This window comes from Bacillus sp. RSS_NA_20 (assembly GCF_020165915.1).
Lineage (GTDB): Bacteria > Bacillota > Bacilli > Bacillales > Bacillaceae > Bacillus > Bacillus altitudinis.
Genome location: NZ_JAIUKW010000003.1, coordinates 1 through 23,699 on the forward strand (window position 1 = coordinate 1; position 23,699 = coordinate 23,699).

General features: G+C 43.4%; 34 protein-coding genes, 1 tRNA gene, 1 pseudogene and 1 riboswitch. Of the genes and pseudogenes, 9 read left to right on the forward strand and 27 right to left on the reverse strand.

From position 1 onward, the window contains the following. The 12 genes and pseudogenes from LCD32_RS00150 to LCD32_RS00205 form a co-directional block, all read right to left on the reverse strand. Positions 1-439, reverse strand: a pseudogene (locus LCD32_RS00150) (DNA replication protein); the annotation flags it as partial. A 164-nt stretch (positions 440-603) separates the two neighbouring features. Continuing rightward, a complete protein-coding gene (locus LCD32_RS00155) occupies positions 604-1,398 on the reverse strand; it encodes a hypothetical protein (protein WP_224562514.1) in 795 nt (264 codons plus the stop codon). 1 nt (position 1,399) lies between these two features. Continuing rightward, positions 1,400-1,768: a hypothetical protein gene (locus LCD32_RS00160; protein ID WP_224562516.1), complete on the reverse strand. Its 369-nt coding sequence runs from the start codon at positions 1,766-1,768 to the stop codon at positions 1,400-1,402. Further along, positions 1,752-2,126, reverse strand: coding sequence for a hypothetical protein (locus LCD32_RS00165; protein WP_224562518.1), 375 nt, complete (start codon positions 2,124-2,126; stop codon positions 1,752-1,754). The genes LCD32_RS00160 and LCD32_RS00165 overlap by 17 nt, the downstream gene beginning before the upstream one ends. Beyond that, positions 2,123-2,305, reverse strand: coding sequence for a hypothetical protein (locus LCD32_RS00170; protein WP_224562520.1), 183 nt, complete (start codon positions 2,303-2,305; stop codon positions 2,123-2,125). Before LCD32_RS00170 ends, LCD32_RS00165 begins: the two co-directional genes overlap by 4 nt. A gap of 23 nt (positions 2,306-2,328) precedes the next feature. After that, positions 2,329-2,664: a hypothetical protein gene (locus tag LCD32_RS00175; protein ID WP_224562522.1), complete on the reverse strand. Its 336-nt coding sequence runs from the start codon at positions 2,662-2,664 to the stop codon at positions 2,329-2,331. Further along, positions 2,654-3,154, reverse strand: coding sequence for a hypothetical protein (locus LCD32_RS00180; protein WP_224562524.1), 501 nt, complete (start codon positions 3,152-3,154; stop codon positions 2,654-2,656). The genes LCD32_RS00175 and LCD32_RS00180 overlap by 11 nt, the downstream gene beginning before the upstream one ends. A gap of 213 nt (positions 3,155-3,367) precedes the next feature. Further along, the gene (locus tag LCD32_RS19325) at positions 3,368-3,715 is read right to left on the reverse strand and encodes a helix-turn-helix domain-containing protein (RefSeq protein ID WP_224562526.1); all 348 of its coding nucleotides are present in this window, start codon (positions 3,713-3,715) and stop codon (positions 3,368-3,370) included. Positions 3,716-3,851: 136 nt separating this feature from the next. Further along, positions 3,852-4,898: a tyrosine-type recombinase/integrase gene (locus tag LCD32_RS00190; RefSeq protein WP_224562528.1), complete on the reverse strand. Its 1,047-nt coding sequence runs from the start codon at positions 4,896-4,898 to the stop codon at positions 3,852-3,854. Between the two features lie 159 nt (positions 4,899-5,057). Further along, a tRNA-Val gene (locus LCD32_RS00195) sits at positions 5,058-5,130 on the reverse strand. A 128-nt stretch (positions 5,131-5,258) separates the two neighbouring features. After that, on the reverse strand, positions 5,259-6,437 hold the full coding sequence (gene metC / locus LCD32_RS00200; RefSeq protein WP_017367031.1) for a cystathionine beta-lyase: 1,179 nt from the start codon (positions 6,435-6,437) through the stop codon (positions 5,259-5,261). Then, positions 6,434-7,552 carry a methionine biosynthesis PLP-dependent protein gene (locus tag LCD32_RS00205; RefSeq protein WP_008348404.1) on the reverse strand — a complete coding sequence of 373 codons (1,119 nt, stop codon included), beginning with the start codon at positions 7,550-7,552 and terminating at the stop codon, positions 6,434-6,436. The genes metC and LCD32_RS00205 overlap by 4 nt, the downstream gene beginning before the upstream one ends. 79 nt (positions 7,553-7,631) lie before the next feature. Continuing rightward, a riboswitch (SAM riboswitch) is annotated at positions 7,632-7,753 on the reverse strand. A gap of 220 nt (positions 7,754-7,973) precedes the next feature. Between LCD32_RS00205 and LCD32_RS00210 the strand changes: the two genes are divergently transcribed. Genes LCD32_RS00210 through LCD32_RS00220 form a run of 3 tightly spaced genes read left to right on the forward strand, consistent with a single transcriptional unit; the run spans position 7,974 to position 9,723 of the window. Further along, a complete protein-coding gene (locus tag LCD32_RS00210) occupies positions 7,974-8,714 on the forward strand; it encodes an esterase family protein (RefSeq protein WP_019743058.1) in 741 nt (246 codons plus the stop codon). Positions 8,715-8,766: 52 nt separating this feature from the next. After that, positions 8,767-9,282 (forward strand): YjcG family protein, encoded by a 516-nt coding sequence (locus LCD32_RS00215; RefSeq protein WP_024720139.1) that lies wholly within the window; start codon positions 8,767-8,769, stop codon positions 9,280-9,282. Between the two features lie 6 nt (positions 9,283-9,288). Then, the gene (locus tag LCD32_RS00220) at positions 9,289-9,723 is read left to right on the forward strand and encodes a GNAT family N-acetyltransferase (RefSeq protein ID WP_008348412.1); all 435 of its coding nucleotides are present in this window, start codon (positions 9,289-9,291) and stop codon (positions 9,721-9,723) included. An 83-nt stretch (positions 9,724-9,806) separates the two neighbouring features. Here LCD32_RS00220 and LCD32_RS00225 read toward each other — a convergent pair whose 3' ends face one another. Beyond that, the gene (locus tag LCD32_RS00225; protein WP_008348414.1) at positions 9,807-10,064 is read right to left on the reverse strand and encodes a hypothetical protein; all 258 of its coding nucleotides are present in this window, start codon (positions 10,062-10,064) and stop codon (positions 9,807-9,809) included. Positions 10,065-10,190: 126 nt separating this feature from the next. Between LCD32_RS00225 and LCD32_RS00230 the strand changes: the two genes are divergently transcribed. Then, complete coding sequence (locus LCD32_RS00230; RefSeq protein WP_060780973.1) at positions 10,191-12,500, forward strand: ATP-dependent helicase; 2,310 nt, start codon at positions 10,191-10,193, stop codon at positions 12,498-12,500. Between the two features lie 16 nt (positions 12,501-12,516). Here LCD32_RS00230 and LCD32_RS00235 read toward each other — a convergent pair whose 3' ends face one another. The 5 genes from LCD32_RS00235 to LCD32_RS00250 all read right to left on the reverse strand — a co-directional run bounded on the left by LCD32_RS00235 (position 12,517) and on the right by LCD32_RS00250 (position 13,989). After that, positions 12,517-12,774, reverse strand: coding sequence for a stage VI sporulation protein F (locus LCD32_RS00235; RefSeq protein WP_008348417.1), 258 nt, complete (start codon positions 12,772-12,774; stop codon positions 12,517-12,519). A gap of 136 nt (positions 12,775-12,910) precedes the next feature. Next, positions 12,911-13,048 carry a YjcZ family sporulation protein gene (locus LCD32_RS00240; protein WP_008348419.1) on the reverse strand — a complete coding sequence of 46 codons (138 nt, stop codon included), beginning with the start codon at positions 13,046-13,048 and terminating at the stop codon, positions 12,911-12,913. 84 nt (positions 13,049-13,132) lie between these two features. Further along, positions 13,133-13,354: a hypothetical protein gene (locus LCD32_RS00245; protein WP_041507451.1), complete on the reverse strand. Its 222-nt coding sequence runs from the start codon at positions 13,352-13,354 to the stop codon at positions 13,133-13,135. 84 nt (positions 13,355-13,438) lie between these two features. Further along, positions 13,439-13,567, reverse strand: coding sequence for a hypothetical protein (locus tag LCD32_RS19225; protein WP_008348422.1), 129 nt, complete (start codon positions 13,565-13,567; stop codon positions 13,439-13,441). Between the two features lie 71 nt (positions 13,568-13,638). Beyond that, the gene (locus LCD32_RS00250) at positions 13,639-13,989 is read right to left on the reverse strand and encodes a DUF1360 domain-containing protein (RefSeq protein ID WP_019743061.1); all 351 of its coding nucleotides are present in this window, start codon (positions 13,987-13,989) and stop codon (positions 13,639-13,641) included. A gap of 177 nt (positions 13,990-14,166) precedes the next feature. Between LCD32_RS00250 and LCD32_RS00255 the strand changes: the two genes are divergently transcribed. From LCD32_RS00255 to LCD32_RS00275, 5 genes are all read left to right on the forward strand, one after another. Continuing rightward, complete coding sequence (locus tag LCD32_RS00255) at positions 14,167-14,553, forward strand: spore coat protein (RefSeq protein WP_007498962.1); 387 nt, start codon at positions 14,167-14,169, stop codon at positions 14,551-14,553. A gap of 44 nt (positions 14,554-14,597) precedes the next feature. Continuing rightward, positions 14,598-14,933: a hypothetical protein gene (locus LCD32_RS00260; protein ID WP_008355377.1), complete on the forward strand. Its 336-nt coding sequence runs from the start codon at positions 14,598-14,600 to the stop codon at positions 14,931-14,933. An 88-nt stretch (positions 14,934-15,021) separates the two neighbouring features. Beyond that, positions 15,022-15,507: a spore coat protein gene (locus tag LCD32_RS00265; protein WP_008355374.1), complete on the forward strand. Its 486-nt coding sequence runs from the start codon at positions 15,022-15,024 to the stop codon at positions 15,505-15,507. A 147-nt stretch (positions 15,508-15,654) separates the two neighbouring features. Next, on the forward strand, positions 15,655-16,146 hold the full coding sequence (locus tag LCD32_RS00270) for a CotY/CotZ family spore coat protein (protein ID WP_008348432.1): 492 nt from the start codon (positions 15,655-15,657) through the stop codon (positions 16,144-16,146). Positions 16,147-16,358: 212 nt separating this feature from the next. Next, entirely contained in the window at positions 16,359-16,802 is a 444-nt protein-coding gene (locus tag LCD32_RS00275) for a CotY/CotZ family spore coat protein (protein ID WP_008348434.1), read from the forward strand. A 37-nt stretch (positions 16,803-16,839) separates the two neighbouring features. Here LCD32_RS00275 and LCD32_RS00280 read toward each other — a convergent pair whose 3' ends face one another. The 9 genes from LCD32_RS00280 to tenA form a co-directional block, all read right to left on the reverse strand. Next, positions 16,840-17,415 (reverse strand): CotO family spore coat protein, encoded by a 576-nt coding sequence (locus LCD32_RS00280; protein WP_060780972.1) that lies wholly within the window; start codon positions 17,413-17,415, stop codon positions 16,840-16,842. Positions 17,416-17,528: 113 nt separating this feature from the next. Beyond that, entirely contained in the window at positions 17,529-18,305 is a 777-nt protein-coding gene (gene fabI / locus LCD32_RS00285; RefSeq protein ID WP_017359660.1) for an enoyl-ACP reductase FabI, read from the reverse strand. A gap of 149 nt (positions 18,306-18,454) precedes the next feature. After that, positions 18,455-19,261: a bifunctional hydroxymethylpyrimidine kinase/phosphomethylpyrimidine kinase gene (thiD, locus tag LCD32_RS00290; protein WP_017359661.1), complete on the reverse strand. Its 807-nt coding sequence runs from the start codon at positions 19,259-19,261 to the stop codon at positions 18,455-18,457. Positions 19,262-19,278: 17 nt separating this feature from the next. Further along, the gene (locus LCD32_RS00295) at positions 19,279-20,292 is read right to left on the reverse strand and encodes a thiazole biosynthesis adenylyltransferase ThiF (protein ID WP_224562530.1); all 1,014 of its coding nucleotides are present in this window, start codon (positions 20,290-20,292) and stop codon (positions 19,279-19,281) included. Then, complete coding sequence (locus LCD32_RS00300) at positions 20,289-21,056, reverse strand: thiazole synthase (protein ID WP_007498979.1); 768 nt, start codon at positions 21,054-21,056, stop codon at positions 20,289-20,291. Before LCD32_RS00300 ends, LCD32_RS00295 begins: the two co-directional genes overlap by 4 nt. Before the next feature lie 4 nt (positions 21,057-21,060). Beyond that, complete coding sequence (thiS, locus tag LCD32_RS00305) at positions 21,061-21,264, reverse strand: sulfur carrier protein ThiS (RefSeq protein WP_024720130.1); 204 nt, start codon at positions 21,262-21,264, stop codon at positions 21,061-21,063. Continuing rightward, the gene (gene thiO / locus LCD32_RS00310) at positions 21,261-22,373 is read right to left on the reverse strand and encodes a glycine oxidase ThiO (protein ID WP_224562532.1); all 1,113 of its coding nucleotides are present in this window, start codon (positions 22,371-22,373) and stop codon (positions 21,261-21,263) included. Before thiO ends, thiS begins: the two co-directional genes overlap by 4 nt. Continuing rightward, positions 22,357-22,974, reverse strand: coding sequence for a thiazole tautomerase TenI (gene tenI, locus LCD32_RS00315; protein ID WP_035392414.1), 618 nt, complete (start codon positions 22,972-22,974; stop codon positions 22,357-22,359). The genes thiO and tenI overlap by 17 nt, the downstream gene beginning before the upstream one ends. Beyond that, positions 22,949-23,659 (reverse strand): thiaminase II, encoded by a 711-nt coding sequence (gene tenA, locus LCD32_RS00320; protein ID WP_035392416.1) that lies wholly within the window; start codon positions 23,657-23,659, stop codon positions 22,949-22,951. Before tenA ends, tenI begins: the two co-directional genes overlap by 26 nt. Between the last annotated feature and the right edge of the window lie 40 nt (positions 23,660-23,699).

Sequence of the window (23,699 nt, forward strand, 5' to 3'; positions counted from 1 at the left end):
TGTATTCGTTTTGCCACGCATTAACATCGAGAAAATAAGTCGGACGCTGGTCGGGTTGTATGCCGCGCTTCAAGGCGCCGATGTAATGGACCGTTAGATATTCGTTTAAAAGAGCCGCTGCCGTCGTAGTTTTGCCTGTTCCTGATTTCGCGCTATATAAATACAGCGATTTAATGCGGTCGGCTTCGGTGTCAAATTGGCGTTCGAATGTCTTCGCATAAGTATCGACCGCCTTATAAGCTCCGGGTTGATCGGCACGCGCCGGCGAGTTGGTCAGCGTCACTAGCCGATAGTCTTCCGCCAATCCAGCCGCGCCCGACCGACCGCCTCCGCCGTCTAATCCGTGCAAGCCGAGGTATAGTTCGCAGTGTTTCGTACAGTTATCGCCGCCGGCTTGGGCACATTTGCTTGCGAGTAGGCATCGTGATTCATTCGTCATTCATAGTCGCCTCCTTTCGGTTTAGTTTTCTACGATGTTGAGAACGTGAGCCTTTCCGTTAATTTTCTCAACGAAAATATAAACGACACAATTAGTACCTTCGACTACCCGTAACGTCCCTTCCGTATAATCTAAATACGGTTCGATGGTTTTATGGTCGAAAATCATTCGCCCTCACCCGCTCTCGAATCGTCAATGATTACGTAGCCACCACCGGAGCCTTGTAGTGCGCTAATTCTTATAGTTGATACTGGTTTTGCGCCCGGTATATGACTGTCATCAACGACTTCAAGAACGTAGGCATTACGATAATTAACAACGTCACCCACACGAACATCTGTCGGCTGCGGCACGTTTAAGTACTCCGATGGCACTTCGAGTCCTAGCGCACGTCTTAGCGCAATAGCCTTACCGATGTGTGCGTTGAAGCAGTCGTTCGGGGCGCACTTGGAGATTCCTCTTTCTCGAATACATCCACGCACAATCAATTTCCGTAATGCGACAACGGTTCTTTTTTCTGCATTAACGATAAATTCGGTCGTTGTTCCATAATCGCCTACGAGTAGTCCTCTAACATCTTTCTTCGCCTTCTCTACGACATCATCCCGCTTCTGCTGATCGGACTTCGGCGCCTCAATTTCCGCATCAAAACGACCTTGATCGTAGCCTAGTTTATATGAACGTGTTCTTAGCGCCTTCATTGCGTCCTCTACTAGCGCAACTAATTCGTCATAGCTCAATTCGTCTAGGTTCGGTGCTGGCGTTTGTTCACCGATGATGACTTCGTACTCGTGGTGCCAAATTATCGGCTCTGTACCTACCATTACCCCACTAATACCGACGCTATTTACGGTAAATACATCACCGTTTTCATACGATGACCATGCGTATTCAGCACGTGTAATCAAGATCCGCTCTCCGACTTTGGCGTTTCGAATTTCCGTCTTATATTGCGTCATACTAAAACAACTCCCCGTAGTTTATTTGCGACTGCGCAGCCGCCTTCTGATCGTCTTCTTCCGACTGTTTAGCCGTCTTTTGCTTTACGAGTAACGGCGGTAGGTGCCGATCACGCATATACGAAAACATAAAGCCGAAGTTGCAGCCGGGCCATTGTGCCGTCGGTTTCTTATGAGCGAAACACGCGTCGATAAAGTCCCGTACAATAGCCGACCCATGCTCGGCGATCATCGTCTTTAGGTTCCGCGCTTCCATGCCGCGATTATTGGCAACGTACTTAATGCCGTAGACTTCGAGGTGGCGTTCGTGTAGATAGACGATGAAGTCGCGTGCCGTCCATTTTTCTATAGGCTTAGTATCCGAAGCCATTCGCCTCCGCCTCCTCACGTCTGACGTTTACAAAATCAATCTCGATGCCGAGCATATCAAGCGTGCGTCTAATCGCATCCATTTCCGTATAAAGTTTAATTTCGTCAATACAGCCGGGAACATATCGTCTTTTAGCGACCAGTTTTTCGTAATGATCCCGCACCTTTTGCTCCGGCGACTTTGCGATTTCGTATCCGTTGATTAACGCAGCCGCTAATGAAACGCGACTTAAATCGTTCAATACCGCGCAGTGTCCGACATACTCGCCGCGGTAACTCAAAATATATTCGTCGTCCCTACCGAGTCCTCTTAAATACGTTATAGCTTCCGCCTGCTCTTTCGTGATTTCCGGCTTCATTTTAGCGCCTCCTTCGCAGTTTTAATGAAAAATTCGTTCATGTGTCTCGTTGATAAAAACGTACTCATCTTACGTTCTTTTATTTCCGTAAGAGCATCCCTCAATCGCTCATTCTCCGCAATAAGCGCCGCCATTGCCTGTCGTAATTCTGCGATTTCTTGATCCTTCGTTTTAGTCACGATTTAACCGCCTCCCAGCCGTTTTATTTGTCGTGAGTATTAGCGCCCTCGATCGTCAGTGCCGCCGCTAATTCCGTACGAAATTCCCGTACCATTTGCGCAATCTCGGCTAAAGATGCCGCATCTGATGTTTTGATCCGTCGGTTCATTACGTCCAAGACGGCGCGATCAACCGTAGCGTGATACGAAACTTCTCGCCAGCGCTCGACCGGCGTCGGGTCGGCGTCAGGGTTTTCGGCTAGTTTCTTCGCCCAGCCAGGCGATTTGGTCGGGTCGGTGAAATAACGTTCATTTACGATGATGTTGTGGACGTCGGATGTAAGGCGGTAGTCGGGTGAGATCGGAATGTTAATCGTCATGATTATCGGACTCCTTTTCGTTTATTGATTTCCGTGACTGTTCCGTCTTTGTAGAAAATGCGCGCGTCAGGCGTTGTCCATCCGTATTCATCCGCCAAAAACTGTGCGTATTCTTCGATATTGCGGAATTTAATCTTTCCGCTGAATTTACGGAAGAAGTCTTTTTCCATCGAGGTTCCGTATGAATTTCGTAAGCTCCGTAGCCATCACGCCAAACTTTCTCCGCGTCTCCTAACCTGTCATAAACCGAAACCTCGTATCCGTTCTCATTGAATTCTGATAGCTTGATTTCATCTCCGGAATACCAACGATCTCCGCAACAGCCGCAGTCAACCCCGTCCGTTACTCCGTTAAAGTAAACGCCTAGACTTTCCGCAATAGAATCGGCTTCAGCTAAGTTCTCCGCTTCGATAAATAATCGGTGGCACACCTTATCGTTTACTTCGAAATGACCGCCGCTGTTATTCTGTGTGTATTCATAAAACGTCATATTACCGCCTTCTTTCCGTTTTATTTAAAACCGTAGCAATTCGTTCGCTTACGCTCACTCTTTGCAAATATCCTTTTATCGCGATAGATATATCTTTAAATAAGTGTCTGCGCGAAAGGTTTTAATTGAGCGCTATTATTTAATTGAGTATAGATAATGAATATAGTAAATGAGTATAGTTCGTCTGTCGTTTGAGCAAGGGACGGCTTCACCTCATGAACCCCTACCTTCATCGAATGAGGAGGGTATTGGCAGCAATACGTAGAGATTCGATAGCTGACCGCTCTCCTTACTTTTCCGTTCCCTAATATCGATCAAGCCGACGTCTTTCAGTTTTGTCAGCGCCTTCCGAACCGTATTTTCCGAGCATAAGCATTCCGCCGCCAAAGTTTTAACGGAAGGAAACGACTGCTTACTATGATTATCCGCGTGCATCGAAAGCATCGTGTATACGAGTTTCTGCGCGCTCTTATCGAGGATCTTACCGTCAGCCAGTACGCTACTTGCGACTTGAGTAAATTTATGTTCACGTAGATCTAAAACGCCTACCTGTTCGATCACATTCGATCACCTCCGTTGCACGTTAATGTCTCCGACTAATTTACGAATCATTTTCGCTTTCATAAGTACAGTCGCATGTGACTGATCAAAATCGGGACATTCGAAACAAAAAAAATAACCCGACCTAATGGCCGAGTCATCTTCTTTTAAGTTTCCGTTGTTTATTCAGTTTTTTTCTTACGGCATTGATTGCGGAATATTTATCGTGCTGTTCCGTTAATGATCTCCCCGAGAGATGTGTATATCTCATAACCATACGTAAATCGCTGTGTCCTAGTAACATCTGAAGGTGTCTTATATCTCCTCCGGCCTCTAAGTACATTGTTGCGGCTGTGTGGCGGAAAAGGTGCGGGTGTACACGTTTCTTTATACCGACTTCCTTTGCGTATTCTACTAACCTTTTTCTAAAATGATCACGTGTTAACGGCTCTCCGTAGTTTGCAAGGAATAAATAGTCAGAATCAAAATCGGCTTTATTCTCGGTAATTAATTCGTTTAAAAGTTTCGCTGTACCAAACTCGATCGGAACTGTGCGTGCTTTCCTATTTTTAGCTATAGGAGCCGGTATGTACAACGAACACCCCTTAAAGTCGAAGTTTTCTGTACGTAAACCTAACGCTTCAGAAATACGCATCATCCCGTCCAATAATACGTTCATCAGCACGTAATCCCTAAAATCAGCGTAATCACGTTGGTTTGGAGCCGCAAATAATATTCGGAGTTCTTCCTCATCTAATATAATGATCTCTTCTTCCGGCTCATTAACGTTCTTTATACCGTACATAGGATTCGTCTCAATTAACCCTTCATCATGGAGCGTTTTAAAGAACACTCGCAAGGTTTTAAGTCGGGTATTAATAGTAGACGGCGCCAACCCTTTTGTCATATGTCGTTCTTTCTTAAATGCGTGGTCCTCGAATTTCACCCACTCATCCTTCATGTAAACGATATATCTACGAATGACATCTCTGTTTATTTCATTGATTGACCGCGCTATTTTGTGACGATCGAGGTATTCGATGAAGAATCCGTAGTTATTTTCGTATTGCTCTATCGTACCCTCAGCTCGCCCCTCAGATTTCTTTATCGCGCGAAATTGAATAAATAATACATCGAGATTACTTGACGTTTTACGTAACGTCCGTTCTTTTTTAACGCGCTTGCCCGATCTATTTGCGGACATAGTATCGCCTCCAAATCGATTAAGTCATCGAAATGAAAACCGCTACCTCGTCGACTATACGACCGCTACCCTGCGCCCTAGAACGCCTAAGTCATCGTCTAAGTCAACGCAATAAAAAACGGCTAGAAACGTTGATATAACGCCTCTAACCGCCGTGGATGATTCCGACTGGGCTCGAACCAGCGACCTCTACCCTGTCAAGGTAGCGCTCTCCCAGCTGAGCTACGGAATCGGGTTATGTATCAGTTCTGGGCTTTCTGTTACTGACAGTCTCTATTATATAACCATCATCGTCAGTCGTCAATGGTTTTGTTCAAAAAAGGCACAAAGCCGGTATCCATACCGGCTTTTTACTGACTTTTATGATTGGTTCACAAGAACTGGCTTTAGTTGATCTAGTGCTTGTTTGAAGTCCCTTTTGAGGTCTTCTCCGTTTTCTACGCCCACACTTAATCGAAGTAAACCATCCGTGATGCCTCTTTTTTCTCTTTCTTCTTTTGGCATAGCGGCATGGGACATTTTGGCCGGATAGGAAAGAATGGATTCGACTGCTCCGAGGCTGACGGCGAATACAGGTAATGTGACGCCATCGACCAATTCTTTGACAGCCGCTTGGTTTTCTAGTTCAAATGAAAGAACAGCACCTGCACCGCTCGCCTGTTTCCGCTGAATGTCTGCCCCTGGGTGATCATCTAATCCCGGGTAATATACTTTTTTGACCGCAGGATGTTCTTTGAGGAATGAAGCCAGTTCTAATGCGGTTTGACTGGCTTTTTCTAATCTGACTTGAAGGGTCTTTAATCCTCTCAGCACAAGCCAGCAATCCTGTACGCCAAGTACCGCCCCGAAGGAGTTTTGCAGCGAATAAAGTTCGTCTCCTAGCTTCTCATCTTTCACCACGGCTAAGCCTGACAGTACATCACTGTGGCCGCTTAAAAATTTCGTTGCGCTGTGCAGCACAACGTCAACACCTAGGTCCAGCGGACGCTGAAGCGCAGGCGTTAAAAACGTATTATCTAAGAAAGTCAGACAGTCATGTTCTTTCGCAATCTGTACGACACCTTCAATATCTGTAATACCGAGTGTAGGATTTGACGGTGTTTCCATGTAAATGACTTTTGTATTTGATTGAATGCCTTGTTTCACTTCATTCAAATTGGTCATGTCCACAAAGGTATGCTCAATCCCAAATCTTGAAAGAACTTGGGTGATCATTCGGAAAGTCCCGCCGTACACATCTCTTGTGACAAGGACATGATCTCCTTTTGATAATAGAAGAAAAGCGGTTGAAATGGCTGCCATACCTGACGCAAAGGCAAGCCCTCTCGTTCCTCCTTCTAGCGCTGCAATGGTATCCTCTAATGCCTGACGTGTAGGGGTGCCTGATCGGGAGTAGTCATATTGACCAAAGTCATCGAAGCTGCTTTGGTGAAACGTCGATGCATGTTGAATCGGCACACTGACTGCACCTGTGGAACGGTCTGTTTTAAACGCATTATGAACGAGTTGTGTTTCTAGTGTCCAATCATGTGTGGTCATTTCGTGTGTACCTCCTCTTTCACATTTGATAGTGCCTGTTTTAAGTCTGCTTTTAGGTCCTCCACATGCTCAATCCCAACAGAGAAACGGAGAAGCTTATTACACACACCGTTTGCGATGCGAATCTCTTCTGGAATATCCATGTGCGTTTGCGTTGCAGGATACGTAATGAAGCTTTCGACTCCGCCAAGGCTTTCAGCAAAACAAATCGTTTTCAGCTGCTTCAAAAATGGATTGACCCAGTCCTCTTTGGCTACTCGGAATGACAGCATGCCTCCCTTTCCTGGGTAAAGCACATCTTGAATTTCAGGCTGCTGCTTTAGAAAGTCAGCTAATTCCTTCGCATTTGCTTCGTGCTGACGCATTCTCAGCGCCAATGTTTTCATTCCTCTCATTAAAAGCCATGAGTCAAATGGAGATAAAACCGCTCCGATGGCGTTTTGATGCTGGAACATGTCTTCCGATAGCTGCTCCCCTTTTGTGACGACAAGTCCGGCAAGAACATCGTTATGTCCGCCTAAATATTTGGTTGCACTATGAATGACAATGTCCGCTCCGAGTGTAATCGGTTTTTGCAAGACGGGCGTATAAAAGGTGTTATCCACAATGACCAATGCACCATACTCTTTAGCGATTTTCGCAACCTTTTGAATATCCGCTTCCTGCATGAGTGGGTTTGTTGGCGTTTCAATAAAGACGGCTTTTGTATTTGGCGTCATTTTAGAGCGTAAACAGTCTTCATCTGAAAAATCATCATAAACAAAGCGCAGTCCGTACTTTTTCCATTCGTTTTCAAATAGACGGTATGTACCACCATATAAATCTGATGAAACAATGAGTTCATCCCCGCTCTCAAACAGCGCCATGATCGTTTGGATAGCAGCCATTCCCGAACTGAAGGCAAAACCGGCCGTTCCTTCTTCGAGTGAAGCAATCGCATCTTCTACAAGCTGCCTTGTTGGGTTTTTCGTCCGAATATAATCAAATCCTGTTGATTCCCCAATGCCTCTATGTCTGTAAGCTGTTGAAAGATAAACGGGAGGACTGACAGTACCAGTCACCTCTTCGCTGCGGTTTCCAATTTGCGCCAACTTCGTTTCCACATGTTCTGTCATTTGACACCATCCTAAGTAAAAATCTAATTTCAAAACAGAAAAACCCCTTCTTCATAAGAAGAAGGGGTTTAATCGCTTCCTCTTATCTTCCAAGCAAAAAAGCTGCTTGCTGGATTTAGCACCTTGGTACATCACATGAAGTGATGCATACCGGTTGCTGAGGTTTCAAAGGGCCAGTCCCTCCACCTCTCACGATAAGAATGTGTTGTCTGTCTGTTCTAATTCTTAATACTGTAACGCATTAAACCTCATTTTTCAAGGGGAAATGTAACGATTAATTAAAATTTTCTGTATTTTGCACTAGATTGGATGTCAGCCAATTTGATTGCATGTTAGCATATAGGAACAACGCTGTTTTTCGTGTTACAATGAATGGAAACGTTTCACTTATGATGAATTTGGTTAGCTGGAGGAATGGATTATGGTGAAGAAAACAGGCATCATTCAAGAAGAAACCTTACAGTCAAAAGAACTTGGGGCAGATATGACCATTTTGATTTATTTGCCAGTCAATTACTCCCCCCTTTATACATATCATGTCATCATTGCACAAGATGGTCATGATTATTTCCGCTTAGGTAAAATAGGCAGACAAGCGGAAGAATTAATGCAAAACAAAGAAATGGAACGCTCGATTATCATTGGTGTCCCTTATGAAAATGTGACTGAAAGGCGAAATACGTATCATCCAGACGGACCAAAGTTCGAGGCGTATAAACGCTTTTTGGCAAATGAACTCGTTCCGTATATTGATGAACACTATCCAACGTATCAAGTTGGATCAGGTCGTACATTTATTGGTGATTCATTAGGTGCTACGATCTCACTTATGACAGCCATTGATTATCCTTCGTTATTTGGCGGACTGATTTTGCAGTCTCCTTACGTGGATGAGTCGGTTCTGCAAGCAGTCAAACAGTCATCATCCCTTGCTCATTATGCCATTATCCATCAAATCGGGTTAGAAGAAACAGCTGTGAAAACGACAGATGGGCAAGTGCTTGACTTTATTCAGCCGAACGAAGAATTAAAGGTCCTTTTGGAGAAGTCCGGTGCGGATTATTTATTTGAGACATTCGAAGGCGATCATAAATGGACGTTTTGGCAGCCGCTCATTTCACCTTCGTTAAAAAGAATGCTCCCATATTCGTTAATCAACTGAATTTTGTTATAATAAAAAATAATAAATACTTTCTTAATCAGGAGGGAACATGATGAAATACGGAGTTGTTTTATTTCCATCAAAAAAATTGCAAGACATTGCGAACTCTTATCGGAAACGTTATGATCCGAACTATGCACTCATACCACCTCATTTAACATTAAGAACACCTTTTGAATTAACGGATCTAGAAGCAGCTGAGGTCGTCTCCACCTTGCGAGAGTACGCAAAAAATGCTTCTCCTATTACGTTACGTATTAAAAAATTCAGTTCATTCGCTCCTGTAAACAACGTGATTTATATGAAAGTAGAACCGAACGAAGAATTAATGACTCTCAATGAGAAGTTGTACACTGATCCGCTTGCTGGTACACCTGAATATGCATTTGTCCCGCATGTGACAGTGGCTCAAAAGTTATCAGACGATGAGCATTCAGACGTTCTAGGCACATTGAAGCTGAGAAAAATTGACCACGAGGAAACGGTTGACCGCTTCCATCTTTTATATCAATTAGAGAACGGTTCTTGGACCGTTTATGAAACATTTATCTTAGGAGAAGAGGGTTAAAGACATTTGAATACAGTCATCGTAAAAGAACAAACACAACGAGAAGATGCTTATTATGTTCGAAAAGAAGTTTTCGTAAAAGAACAAGAAGTCCCGTTAGAGATTGAAATTGATGAACTTGAGGACGAAGCCATTCACTTTGTCATTTATAATGATGACAACAAACCACAAGCTGCTGCTAGACTGCGCATAATTGAAGGTCATAAGGCAAAGCTTGAACGAATTTGTGTATTAAAAGAGGCGCGCTCTTTCGGTCTTGGCCACCAGCTTTTAGAAGCACTTGAGTCTGAAGCGATGGCAAACGGAGCGAAAGAAGCTGTCATGCATGCACAAGTCCAAGCTCTTCCTTTCTACGAAAAGAAAGGCTACAAAGCCGTTTCAGAACCGTTTGAAGAAGCAGGAATTACACATGTCAAAATGACAAAAACACTATCCGTTTAACGACAATAAAAAGCCAGGGCATCATGGATGCCCTGGCTTTTTATTGATTCCATCTCGTTCGCTCAGGAAGAAAGCGCAGTCATTTAGACGTAAGTATTGATATGAACGCCCTTACCTTCTTCCATAAACATATCTCGTACAAAGCGTTCCCGCTTTTTTTGCTGTACTTTCGTTTCCGCTTCTGTCACTAAGTCCTCTTTTTTCTCCAGCTCTCTGTATACCTTGTCATGAAAGGTGCGGGTGACCTTCGTCACTTTCGCATAGTCTTCTTTATCCTGAGGAGCAGGACGATTGATATATTGAAAATACAGATCCGGCTGAATCGGGGCTATATATCCCATCAAGAACGCCTCCTTTGCTTCTCTTCTACTCTACTATTCCCTAATTATGACTGTTTGAAACACGCCTCATTTGATATGATTAGATGTGTTTCTTTTTAACATTGATTGACTATTGGAGGACTAGCTTTGAAATGCGCACGACGACATGATCGAACGATCTCATTACATACATATTCGAGAGAACACTATCAATTCCTCCATGATGAGGGGAAAAAAGGGCATTTATCTTGCCCATATTGCGGAGAATCCGTCTTTTTCAGATTAAATATACATGAAGAACCTGCCTTTATCCATAAGCAAATATCTCAGCAAGAGATTTGCGAAAAAAGAGAACAACAAGAGGAAAAGAAACCGGCTGAACGAGAGGAAGAGGCATCCTACAAAGAACTTGGCGGCTTTCGCTTTCCAACCGGCAAACAGATCATCTCACAAACAGAAGAATCGGATGACTGGCAGGAACCACGATCCATTCAATTTGGCGAAACCTTTCATTTAGAAAAGAATGAAGAAGTGCATACCATTGACCTCTTTCCACACATCACCTTTAGCGCACCGCAGCTTCAAGCTGTCACACACAAAGACGGTCCGATGCTTGTGCTAGCTGGCGCCGGCAGCGGGAAAACAAGGGTACTGACAGCAAGAGCTGCTTATCTGATGTCGCACCATCAAATCCCTGCTCACCATATCCTGCTCGTGACCTTCACCACAAAAGCAAGCAGTGAAATGAAAGAAAGATTGCGTATGCAGTATCAGCTTCATCCATCACAGGCGAGCCAAGTTGTGACAGGCACATTCCACAGTCTATTTTATAAAATGCTGCTTCACGATGATCGGGGCAAATGGAACGGACAGCATTTGATTAAATTCGACTGGCAAAAAGAGCAGTATATTCGAAAAGCGATCATGCATGAAGGACTTGATGAAAAAGACTATCCAACCGATCAAGTGCTGCAATCAATCGGCTATTGGAAAAATGCTTTTTTACCAAACGAACTTCCTGAGCTGAAAGATGAAAAGGAAAAGCAAATGTGGACAATCTATCAGTCATACGAACAGCAAAAGCGTGAAAATCAACAATTTGACTTTGATGACATGGCGATTGCCTGCTTACACATGCTGAATAAGCAGCCTGAATTGCTCAAACAATATCAAGAACGATTCAAGTATATTTTAGTAGATGAATTTCAAGATATTAATCCCGTACAATATCAATTAATCCAGCTTTTAGCTGGAGAATCCGAGCAGCTATTTTGTGTAGGCGATGATGATCAAGCCATCTATGCATTTAGAGGAAGCAATCCTGCTTTTATTCTTGACTTCAAACAGGACTATCCTTCGGCCGAGATCGTCCATTTACATGCAAATTACCGCTCTCATCATACGATTGTCGCAAGTGCTGACGCCATTATTAAGAAGAACCAGCATCGTTACGAGAAAACGTTAAAAGCCGTACGCGTGGAGAAAATTCCGCCGACTCTTTTTTATCCATATGACGAGGAAGAGGAAGCGACCATGATCGTAGCAGATATTCAGGAGAAAATTAAAAACGGTGCAAAACCGAATGACTTTTGCGTGCTGTTTAGAACGAATACAGGAGGCCGCGCGATTTATGAACGTCTTCATCAATCGGCGATTCCGTATCAAACCGATGCTGGCGTAAAAGCCTTTTATAGCAGAAGAATTGTTCGGGTGCTGCTCGCTTTTCTTTCGCTCAGTCAGGATGCAGATGATGTCGCCGCAATGAAGCTGCTGCTGCCCGTTTTCTTTTTAAAGCAGCAAACACTGAATACCATGAAGGCACTGACCATTACGGAAGATTGTTCTATGGTAGAGGCACTTGGAAAGCTAACAGACATTCAGCCGTTTCAGCGCAAAAAACTACAATCGATCGTTCCCCTGTTTCGAACGTTAAAATCGTTAAAGCCATCTGAAGCTGTAGCGTTTATTGAACAAAGGATGGGACTTGGTGATTATTTAAAAAAACGCGTGAATGATACGAATGTGCTTGAAAAAGGAACAGATGATGTACGAGATGTGAAAACAGCGGCGAAACGTTTTGAAACGATTGAAGCCTTCCTCGCTCATGCCGAACATATGAAATCTGCTGAAAAGGAAAAATCAGATGAACCAGGCGTTCAGCTCATGACGATCCACCGTGCGAAGGGACTAGAATTCCAAACAGTGTACATCACGAGCGTGGTTGATGGGGCGCTCCCTCATGACTTTGCACTTGATGAGCTGAGAAGCGGTGATGAAGAAGCCATCGAAGAGGAGCGGCGCTTATTATACGTTGCCATGACGAGAGCAGAACAATCCCTTTATCTATCCGTTCCATCATATAGAAGAGGAAAAACGGCTCACCGCTCCCGCTTTTTGTACCCTCTTTTAAAGAAAAATCGTGAATTATTCACACAAAAACAACAGGCCCCCCTTTAAATGGAGAGCCTGTTGTTTATTTTTTGTTGTTCATCATTTTAGCGATTGTATTAAAATCAAGCTTTTCTTTTCCACTTGTAATCGATTGAACGATTTTGTCTTCCATTTCTTTAGGTACACGTTTGTTTGCAAGCTGCGCCACTTTTTTAATGACACCTCGAACGGTATTCTCATCTTTAAAGTTCGCGTTTTGCAAAGAACCTGCAAGCTTAAAGACATCATTCATATTTACACCTGTTTTATTTTCCACACTTTTAAAGAACTTATTATCCATTCCTTTGCCTCCTCTTTGTGGAGTAATCACCTTACTATATGAAAATAGGCGAGATATGTGCCTATCCTGCTGCCTTGTTAGCAAAGAGAAAGGAAAGCAAAAGGCTTCCCTATTGCTTCCCTCACCTTCTTACTGTTTAGTTAAAGAAAGAAGCACCAACGATGATTAGAAGGATGAAAAGCACGACGACAAGAACAAAAGTTGAACCATAACCGCCGCCGTAGCCGCCACCATAACCTCCGCAATAACCGCCACCGTAACCGTAACAACTCATATTTAAGCACCTCCTCTTCTCCCTTACAAAATATGAAAAATACATGAAATGGTTTGGACGATCACATAAAAAAGTGCGGAATTTTTATTTCTGCTGTTTAAAGACGTAATCTGCCTCTCCATGACGGATCATGAATGCTTCTGTTTCTTTCGCAAAAGTATCCATTTTCTCGCCAAATACTTTTAAGTGCTCTTCAAGATCCTTCGCTTTATTCGCTAGATCCATTTCAGCTTTTTCGTGCGCTTGCTCTTTCCCATCATGGGGTTTAGTGAACAAGGAACCGATTAATTGTTCGAATGCATCCATTCTGGTCACCCCTTCTCTCTTACATATGCATCACCCAAAAAAAGGGCAACAAAAAAACCGGATAAATCCGGCTTTTGTTTTTCCCTATTGAGGTTTCTTTTTCTTCCCGCAGCCGCAGCCCGTCTTCTTGATTTTCTTCGTATATACAGATTGTTGATTTGACTGCGCTGGATACCCTTGAAGCATATGTGACGGTGTTTCAGTTGGTTTCATCGCAACCCTTCCTTTCCTATTCCATGTTAGTATATGCATTTTCTTTAAGCGTGTCTGATCAGAATGCCTGTTTATTTCACAAGCTTCGACACGACTGCTTCAATCAAGCCTGCTGCGGCGGCAATCGCTAATAGTAAATTAAGCCACATGCTGATGACAGGAAAAAATATGTATATCGCAAGTAAAGCAGCAGTGCACCACATACCCGTACACCAATAACAACTTAACAGCTCTCCTATCCAAGATCGCAGTCCCTTCCCCTTAATGACGATATAGGTCTCGACTTCACCTTGTTCGTTTACCTCTTCTTGCTCTTCATGAAATAGACGGCGAAAGGGGGCTGTAATCGTATCAAACACGATCAATCTCGTCAGCCTAAAGGATGCGAGGGCAAATATAGCAAATGACAAAGCGCCGCTCATGGAACCTCCACCTCCTTCATTCTTCTTTTTCCGTCCTTTCTTTATATATGCAAAAAGAAAGACCGCCATGATGAATCGAGTGGAAATAAAATTGGGTTGTACTTTTTCATGCTTTCCGATTCCACCTTGAGCCTCTGCTGCATTAAATAATGTATAGATAAGAAAGGAGTGAAAGTATTGTCTATTGAAGAAAGTGCTGATTTATTATACACACAACTGTTAAACGAATTAATCAGCAATTATGATGATTTCATCGAGATCAAGGATTCCGAAAATGTCACGATTCATAAAACAGATGTAACAGCCGCACTCTCCCTTCAAGCGACCGTAACGACAATCATTACTCTTTTAATTCAAATTCTTGTACCAGATGATGAATTGGCTGCAGACATCACAGAACAGCTTTTAGCTGCACAACAAGTGACAGTTCAAAAGAAAACAGTGATTCAAATCATCAATTGTTATAACGTCACGATTACATTATCTGATGCATCCATTATGAACTCCGTACAAATTCTCACTCAAACACTGAATGTACTTTTAGTTGAAGCCGGCATTCTTTGACCCTTTCTTTTTCTAACATCACGTATGAAAGAGGTGAAATAATCGTGGCTGAAGAGAACGAAAAAAAGGAGTTTCAAATCAACACTGATGTTGATCCATTAACAAGCCTTCTTGTGAGTGATATTTTAAACAAAAATAATGTCACAGATGATCAGAAAGCAAACCTTTCAGAAGATCAAAGAAGGATGATTTTGAAGCTGGTTCAGGATTTACAAAAGAAAGCAGATGATTTCGTACAGCAGCAGCAGGAGAAAAAGCGTCAGGCAGAGGCAGCAAAACATGCAGAAGAGGTCGAGCCTGAACCACAAGTGCGCCCTAAACGAAATTCACTTCGAGATCGTATCCAGCAGCGCCGTCAAGCGCAGCAAAATAACGATTAAATAAAAATGGGTTGCCTGCTAGGATAAATGCCCGAGACAAAACCAATCATTCCAGCATTTAATAAAGTAAACGGAAGGAGGAAAAGAAATGGATTCTAAACCATACTCTTGGGTCGCTCTAGATCGTAACTGTACACACCACGGCGATTACCATCATAACTACGAAAGAAAAGCAGTCTGTGACGGCAACTATTATGATGATGAAGATGTTTTACAAGACTTTGATCAAGTGAGTGTGACAAAGCAGACATCTGAGGAAGTCATTATCGTTAGAGATTCTTGTGACATTAACGTCTCTTCTGTTGATGCACAGGTTGCAGCATCTATCCAAGCAGCTGTTCAAACAGCGATCATCACCATTACAAACATCTCAATCGCTGATGGTGACCTAGCTGACCGCGTCACGCAAGATCTCTTACAAGCAGCTAGCCATAAACAAACAAATCGCCAGAAACTTGTTATCGAAAACTCTAGAAACGTTACAGTCTCTACAATCGATGCGGACATCTCTATTGCCATCCAAACGCTTACACAGACACTTGTTGCGACGATCGTTGCAATTGGTATCCTCTAATGTACAAAAGCAGAGCGAAAAGCTCTGCTTTTCCTTTTTCTAAAAATACAACAAAGATAAATAGTCATTTACCCACACCAACTAGAGGGCGCATACATATGTTGTTAAGGACTAAAGTCAAATACCTTATTAAAGGAGCTGAAATCCATGAGCTGCGGAAAACACCATGGCCGACATGATGAAAACTGTGTATGCGATGCGGTTGATAAGATTTTAGCAGAGCAGGAAGCTGTAGAAGATAAATGTCCTACGAGCTGCTACAGTAATTTATTAAGCCCGACAGTTTCTGGAAAAGATACGATTCCGTTTTTACTTTTTGATAAAAAGGGCGGATTGTTCTCTACTTTCGGAAACATTGGAGGATTTGTTGACGATTGCCAATGCTTCGAATCCATTTTCTTCCGGGTTGAAAAATTGCATGACTGCTGTGCCACATTATCTGTATTAAGACCTGTTGATGTACACGGACATACGCTAAGCGTTTGTCACCCTTGCGATCCTGACTTCTTTGGTTTAGAAAAAGCGGACTTTTGTATCGAAGTTGATTTGAACTGTTTCTGCGCGATCCAATGTTTAAATCCAGAACTTGTCGACAGAGTCATGCCAACAAAAGATAAAAAGCATCATCACCACGGCTAAACCAATCGCCCGCTCATCTATCTTGTCATAAGTCAAAGCATCCCCTTCCTCACGAATGACAACCAATCATGCGGAGCAGTCAGCAAAAGGCGGCCGCTTCCGCATTGATTGACATTAGATGCATCAACCGGCGAGACACATAATAAAGCTTATAGATGATGATGACAGTGCTCAAACACTCAAACAAATTTCCTTGTATAGGAGGGTTGAATATGAGCCGCAAACATTCATGGAACTGTGTAGCAGAGGCTGTTGAAAACATAAACGACTTACAAAATGCCGTTGAAGAGGATTGCCCGACCAGCTGTTACAGCAATCTCCTTTCTCCATCACATTCATTAGGTGACACTGTCCCATTTGTTCTATTTACCTCAAAATCAAAACCATTCGTCGCATTCGGAAACGTCGGAGAAGTAGATGCTGGCCCTTGCTTCAGCACTGCATTTTTCAGAGTCGAACACATCTCTGATCACTGCGCAACACTCAGCCTGCTTATTGCATTTGACAAAGATCGTCATATTTTAGATTTTACAGATAAAGATTCCGTATGTGATGTGTTCCGTTTAGAAAAATCAAAATATTGCATTGAAGTAGACCTTGACTGCTTCTGCGCAATCGAGTGCTTAAATCCAAGACTCATCAACCGTAGCTGCTAACAAAAAAAGTCCCGTTATGGGACTTTTTTTATGTTCATTAAAAACCAAGTGGATGAATAGAAGAAATATCACCAATTGCTAATTCCACTGGATTACCGCCGCCTGCCGTGCGGATGACCACCATATTGTCTTTTCTCTCCATGATGATTCCTCTGTATGTTTTTCCATCGGCTTCAATGAGGCACAGCGCTCTCGGCATATTATGCGGCAGACTTGTAAGAAAATCGACTTTCTCCTCGATATTCATTTGGCTTAACGGCTTCTTCACTCGTTTTCTTCTTGGTTCTTCTTTTGTTTCATGAAATACGCCTTCTGGCTGTTTTTCTTGTTCTTGTACTGGCTCTCGATTTTGTGAATCATCTTTTTCTTGATTGATCTCCTGCTCTTGCTGTAGTGCAGGCGGCTCTTCTTTTTTCTGCTTTACTTCCTGTGATACAGGTTCTTGCACGCTCTCGTCGATTGCATCCTCTTTGGCGCTTTTATTGGTTTCTGAAGGTTTTTCTGACTTCTTTCGCTTTCTCACAATATTTTGCATGGCCGGCGCTGATTCATCATAGCTCGGCTGAACAATATACATAAGCGGCTTTTGATTCTCATCACCTTTATTTGACATACTGATCCCTCCCGAATGATTCATTCCTTATATATATGAGAGGACACCCCAAATCAGAAGAAAAATAAAAAACAGCATACCAGTGATTGGTATGCTGCAAATCAATTATTCGTTTAGCGGGCAATGATATGGAAGCCAGAATCAACATGAAGATTCTCACCTGTCATGCCGCGCGATAAATCACTGAATAAGAATAGTGCTGTATCGCCAACTTCTTCAGGAGTCGTTGTACGGCGAAGCGGTGCACGCTCTTCAATATCCTTCAGGATCGTATTAAAGCCGCTGATTCCTTTTGCAGATAACGTACGAATTGGTCCAGCAGAAATGCTGTTCACACGGATGCCTTCCGCTCCAAGATCAGCTGCTAAGTATTTCACACTTGCTTCAAGGGCTGCTTTTGCTACACCCATGACATTGTAGTTAGAGACAACGCGCTCTCCGCCTAGGTAAGTAAGTGTGACAATGCTTCCGCCTTCTGTCATGAGCGGACGTGCTGCTTTTGCTACAGCTGTTAGTGAATAGGCACTAATGTTGTGCGCTAAAAGGAAACCTTCACGGTTCGTGTTCAAATATTCACCGACAAGCTCTTCTTTGTTCGCAAATGCAATCGCATGTGCAACACCATGGATGACTTGTACTTTTTCTTTAATCGCTGCAAAACATTTTTCGATTTCTTCATCACTTGTCACATCACAAGGAAGAATAATGGAATCATCACGCTCTAGCGTGCTTGCTAGCTCTTTCACTGATTCTGCCAGACGATCTCCAACATAAGTAAAAATCAAACGAGCTCCTGCTTCGTGAAGTGAACGAGCGATTCCCCAAGCGATGCTTCGTTTATTGGCAACACCCATCACCACAATATTACGGCCTTCTAAAGAAAAGTTCATATGTATTAAAGCCTCCTATTTTTTCAAGACATAGTATTAGTACCTGATCATAATCTTATCACAAATCATGAGATATTGACAATTTCCGTTGAAAGAAAGTTTTTATTTCAGAAAAAAGACTGCCCTCACAAGTGAAGACAGTCTTCTTTTTATGCTTTGACTCTGTTTTGCTGATAAGCAAAGTGGTTAGTCGGTCCGTGCCCAGCACCAATATTCAGAGGAAATTTGATCGCCTCATGGACAAAGGTTTCTGCCGTTTCAAAGGCTTCCTTCATGGAACGACCTTTTGCTATTTCTGCCGTTAATGCCGCTGCAAATGTACAGCCTGTTCCGTGTGTATGTGGTGTATCAATATGTTCGTTCGTGAGTTCAAAAAAGCTTTTTCCATCGTACAAAAGGTCTGTAATGAGGCCGTCTGAAGGACTATGACCTCCTTTGATCACAACATAGGACGTGCCAAGCTCATAAAGTCGTTCTGCTGCTCTATGGCGATCGTCTTTTGTCTGAATGCGCATGCCTATCAGCACTTCTGCCTCAGGGAGATTCGGTGTGACTGCATAACTGACAGGCAGTAACTGTGTTTTCATAGCAGAGACCGCATCTTCATTTAATAAAGAAGCGCCGCCTTTGGCAATCATGACTGGATCGACAATTAGTTTCAAGTCATATTGCTTCGTCTTTTCAGCAACGACACTGATCATGTCGGCACTCCACAGCATCCCTGTTTTAGCGGCATCTGGCAACAAGTCTTCTGCTACTGCATCAATTTGACTTTCGAGCGCCTCGATAGACAGAGGATAAATACCGTGAACGCCAAGTGTGTTTTGCGCTGTAATGGCCGTAATGGCGGACATTCCGTACACACCAAGCTCCTGAAAGGTTTTCAAGTCTGCTTGAATACCTGCTCCACCACCAGAATCAGTACCTGCGATGGTTAATGCTTTTTTAATCGTCATGTCATCTCACCCTCTCATTAGCCAATCCATTGATGATAAATCGTTCTCGCTTTCGCAATATCATTTGTCCCATGTACAAGCGCTCTGCCATCTTTGAATAAAACAAGCTTGTACTCATCCTTCTGACACGAAAGCAAATAAGGATTTTCCAACACATCCATTCCTGCTTTCTTTAGCTGACGGGCTACTTCATGCAGCGCAGGGGGTGCCCCTAGTGCACTGCGAATTTGTACGGTATTTCGTCCACATAATACATCTGCTTTTGCTCTTTGATCATATGAGAGAAATGGATATGTCTTAAGACCGCAGCTTGGACATTGTTTCTTTTTTAAAGACGTAATGGATCGAATATCAGATCGCTCGTTTGTCCATAGATCAAACGATCTTAATACCGGTGTGATGTGGTGTCCTGTTAAAAGCTTCAGTGCATCCGCCACTTGATAGGCCGCAACCTGCTGCACTACTGGACTAATAATTCCTGCTGTATCACATGTCATGCCTTGTGCAGGCAAATGCTCAAGCAGGCAGTGTAAACATGGTGTTTCACCAGGAATCACTGTGAATTGAATACCATAGCTTGCTACACAGGCCCCGTAAAGGAACGGAATTTGATGTTTGACGGCCGCATCGTTCGCAATCATTCTCACCTCAAAATTATCCGCTGCATCCACGATGATGGATGCCCCGCTGACGTACTCATCAATATTTTGAGCGGTCACGTCAATGACGATGCCTCTCACATGAACGTCACTGTTCACCTGCTTGAGTCTTTTCTCAGCAGCCACAGCCTTTGGCAGCCGATCAAGAACATCTTGTTCTGTGTAAAGCTGCTGACGCTGCAGGTTGCTCCATTCAATATAATCTCTATCCAAAATGGTGACAGATCCTACGCCGGCACGGACGAGCATTTCAGCACTCGCTGTTCCAAGTGCCCCAGCCCCAATAATGACGGCATTTGAGGCATTTAGCCGTTTTTGTCCTTCTGTACCGATCGGCCTAAAAAGCTCTTGGCGTGAATAACGTGTGCTCAAAATGCTGGCATTCCTTCTTGCGGACTGCTGGCTGTTCCATAGTTTTTGAGTGGAATACGGCCTGCCTCGAAACCGAGTCTTCCAGATTCAATCGCCAGCTTCATCGCTTTAGCCATTTTCACAGGGTCCTTTGCGCCAGACACGGCTGTATTCAGTAATACAGCATCAGCGCCCAATTCCATCGCATAAGCAGCATCCTTCGGAGAACCAACACCCGCATCAATAATAACTGGCACCTTTGCCTGTTCGATAATAAACGATAGATTCAGAGGGTTTAAAAGCCCTTGACCTGAACCGATTGGAGAAGCACCTGGCATTATGGCATGGACACCAAGTTCTTCTAATTTCCTTGCCAGCACCACATCATCTGACGTATATGGCAGCACGATAAAGCCTTCTTCTAATAGCATTTCAGATGCTTTTAACGTTTCGACTGGATCTGGCAGAAGAGACCTTGAGCAGCCAATGACTTCTACTTTGATCATGTCACACAGTCCAGAAGCTTTCGCTAAACGGGCAATCCGCACCGCTTCTTCCGCTGTACTTGCCCCGGCAGTATTTGGCAGCAATGTATAGGCTGATAAATCGAGCTGCTCTAAAAAATTGGGCTGTGATGGTTCAAATATGTTCATTCTTCGCACAGCAAAGGTCAAAATTTCAGCTTCTGATACGTTGACCGCCTCTTTTTGAACTTCAAATGATGGATACTTTCCTGTCCCTAGTAATAGTCTTGATGTAAATGTTTTTCCGCCAATGCGCAGCATGGTGTCATCCTCCTCCTACAAAGTGAACGATTTCAATCGTGTCATTTGGTTGAATTTTTACCTGTTGAAAGGCTTCTTTATCTATAATTTCTTGGTTCTTTTCAACGATCACCACTCGGTTTTCAAGTTGATAGGCTGATAGCAGATCAAAAACCGTGCCATTTTCCTTATCGAAATCAACCATTCTTCCATTCAATTGAATTTTCATACGAATAATGCCTCCTTTCGCCCAATCCGAAACGCATGAAGCCATTCCTTGTGAACAGACTCGCCCGCTATTAAGCCGCGAATGATTTCCCCCGTAATTGGCGCAAGTAAAATGCCATTTCGGTAATGTCCCGTTGCAAAAAGAATACGCTCGTCTTCTGGATGTTTTCCGATATAGGGGTGCCGGTCGCTTGTCGCTGGCCGAAGACCTGCCCAGCATTGATCAATCGGCATCTTTCGGATAGAAGGCATGAGCTGAGATGCTTTGTGAATAACTGCTTCAATACCGCCAAGTGTCGGAATGGCCTGCCAGTCATTCGGCTTCATCGTTGCACCAATCACTAGCTTACCGCTATCCCTTTGAACGATATAACAATGATCATGATAGATGGTGTGTGCAAGCGCTGGACCGTTATTCCAAACAGACACGCATTCTCCTTTTACGGGATAGAGAGAATGTGATAAACCCAGTTCTTCTAAAAAACGGCCTGACCATACACCACTTGCTACAGTCAGATGATCACATGTGAAGATGCCTTTAGCTGTACTGACTGTCAATGTTTCTTTTCCCCTCTTCACATCGATAACAGGGGTAAACTCCTTCACATCCGCTCCGTGCCGAACAGCCGCCTGCCAAAAAGCCCTGCATACCGCATATGGCTCGACATGTACATCATCTGCTATCAAGCCTGCTCCTACGATGTCATCTGCTATTTGAGGCATACGTTCTTTTACGCTGCTTGCTTCAAGCCATTCAAATGTGGGCAAATGCTGCATCCGGCAAAGCGCACGCTTTTCTTGTTCTGTAAAAGCCACCTTCATAATTCCGCCCACTGATGTCCGAATATCAATGCCCGATTCATGCTGAAGGTCGACTGTTAATTTTTCATATAAAGCCTGACTTTGTCTGCCTACTTGAAAGAAAATATCCTCATCACCTTCTCCTTCAGCATGTGCACCCAGCATGCCAGCAGCCGCACTCGTCGTTTGCTTCCCGATCTCATTTGCCTCAAATAAGACAATCTGCTTTCCTGCTTTTGCAAGGTGATAAGCGATCGACATCCCTATGATTCCACCACCAATGATTGCAACATCATAATGCTTGTTCATAAGGATTCTCCTTTCGCTTTTTAGAAAATATTTGCGCCATTTTGCGCGGCTGAGGATGAGCAAAAATCCCCGACATGACGGCTATTCCCTTTAAATCAACATGCATCAATTCTGGCAGTCGTTCTGGTGTGATTCCACCAATGACAACGACTGGAATGGACAGCGAAGAAGTCATGTCTTCCACAATCTTTATGCCTCTCGCCTGAAGTCCGGGTTTGCATGCGGTATCATACACATGCCCAAACATGACATACTCTGCCCCGTTCTTCTCTGCTGCTTTGGCTTCTTCTATCGAATGAACCGATACCCCCGCATGGAGGTGAGGAAATTTTTGTCTTAATTCCTTTGGCGAAAAGCTGTGTCCTGGAAGATGAACCCGGTGAATATTGGTCAGCAGCGCAACGTCAACTCGGTCATTTATAATCAGCTTTTCTTTCGGAACACCTTCTGCTAGTAGTTGTTTCACGAGGTGAACCAGCTCACCTGCTGCCTTCGATCGTTCACGAATATGAATAAAGTCTACTTCAGACGCAATGTCTTTTATTTGCTTGATGAGCTCCCTGACAGGAAGCGTATCATTTGTCACTGCGTGGAGTTCCATTTGCACCAACCCCATCTAAGCATGCTGTCTGCCACATTTCTTTTTCATACGCCATCTCCCAGAAATGGTATTCGTAATAGCTTGAAATCACGAAATTTTCTTTCATATTAGCCCGCACATGTTCTGGCGCTTTTTCTGCAAGTTCATCAAAACGGTTCACCTGTTCAAAAACAAGCTCTTTAAACCAATCCCCACCATATGTCAAAATCCATTCTTGATAAATCGGATGGTCAGGTGTTGTTTGTTTCAGTTTTTCTCCTACCTCATAATAAAGCCAGTAGCACGGCAATAATGCGGCTAAAATTTCTTCAAAACGACCGCTTTTCACAGATCGGTACATATGCGAGGTATATGCATAAGCAGTTGGAGAAGGTTTAAAGTTTGCCAGCGCTTCATCAGAGATCTGGAGCAGTTCTGTGAACTTTCTATGCAGTGATAGCTCTGCTTCATACGTACCCTGCGCATGATATGCCATTCTGCCTGTCGTATGTAAGTCCTCACTAATGGCGGCTCCATATGACTGTACTTTTGCAAAATGAGTTAAATAGTACGAATCCTGCATCACATAATAAGTGAAACGATCGAGTGAAAGTGTGCCATCACCAATCCCTTTTACAAAAGGGTGTGTAAAGCTCCCATTCCACCATCTAGCTGCTGCTTCTTTACATTCGTTCGAAAATGTCATGTTCCTCTCCTCCTGTTTTTCCATATAAAAAAACCACTTT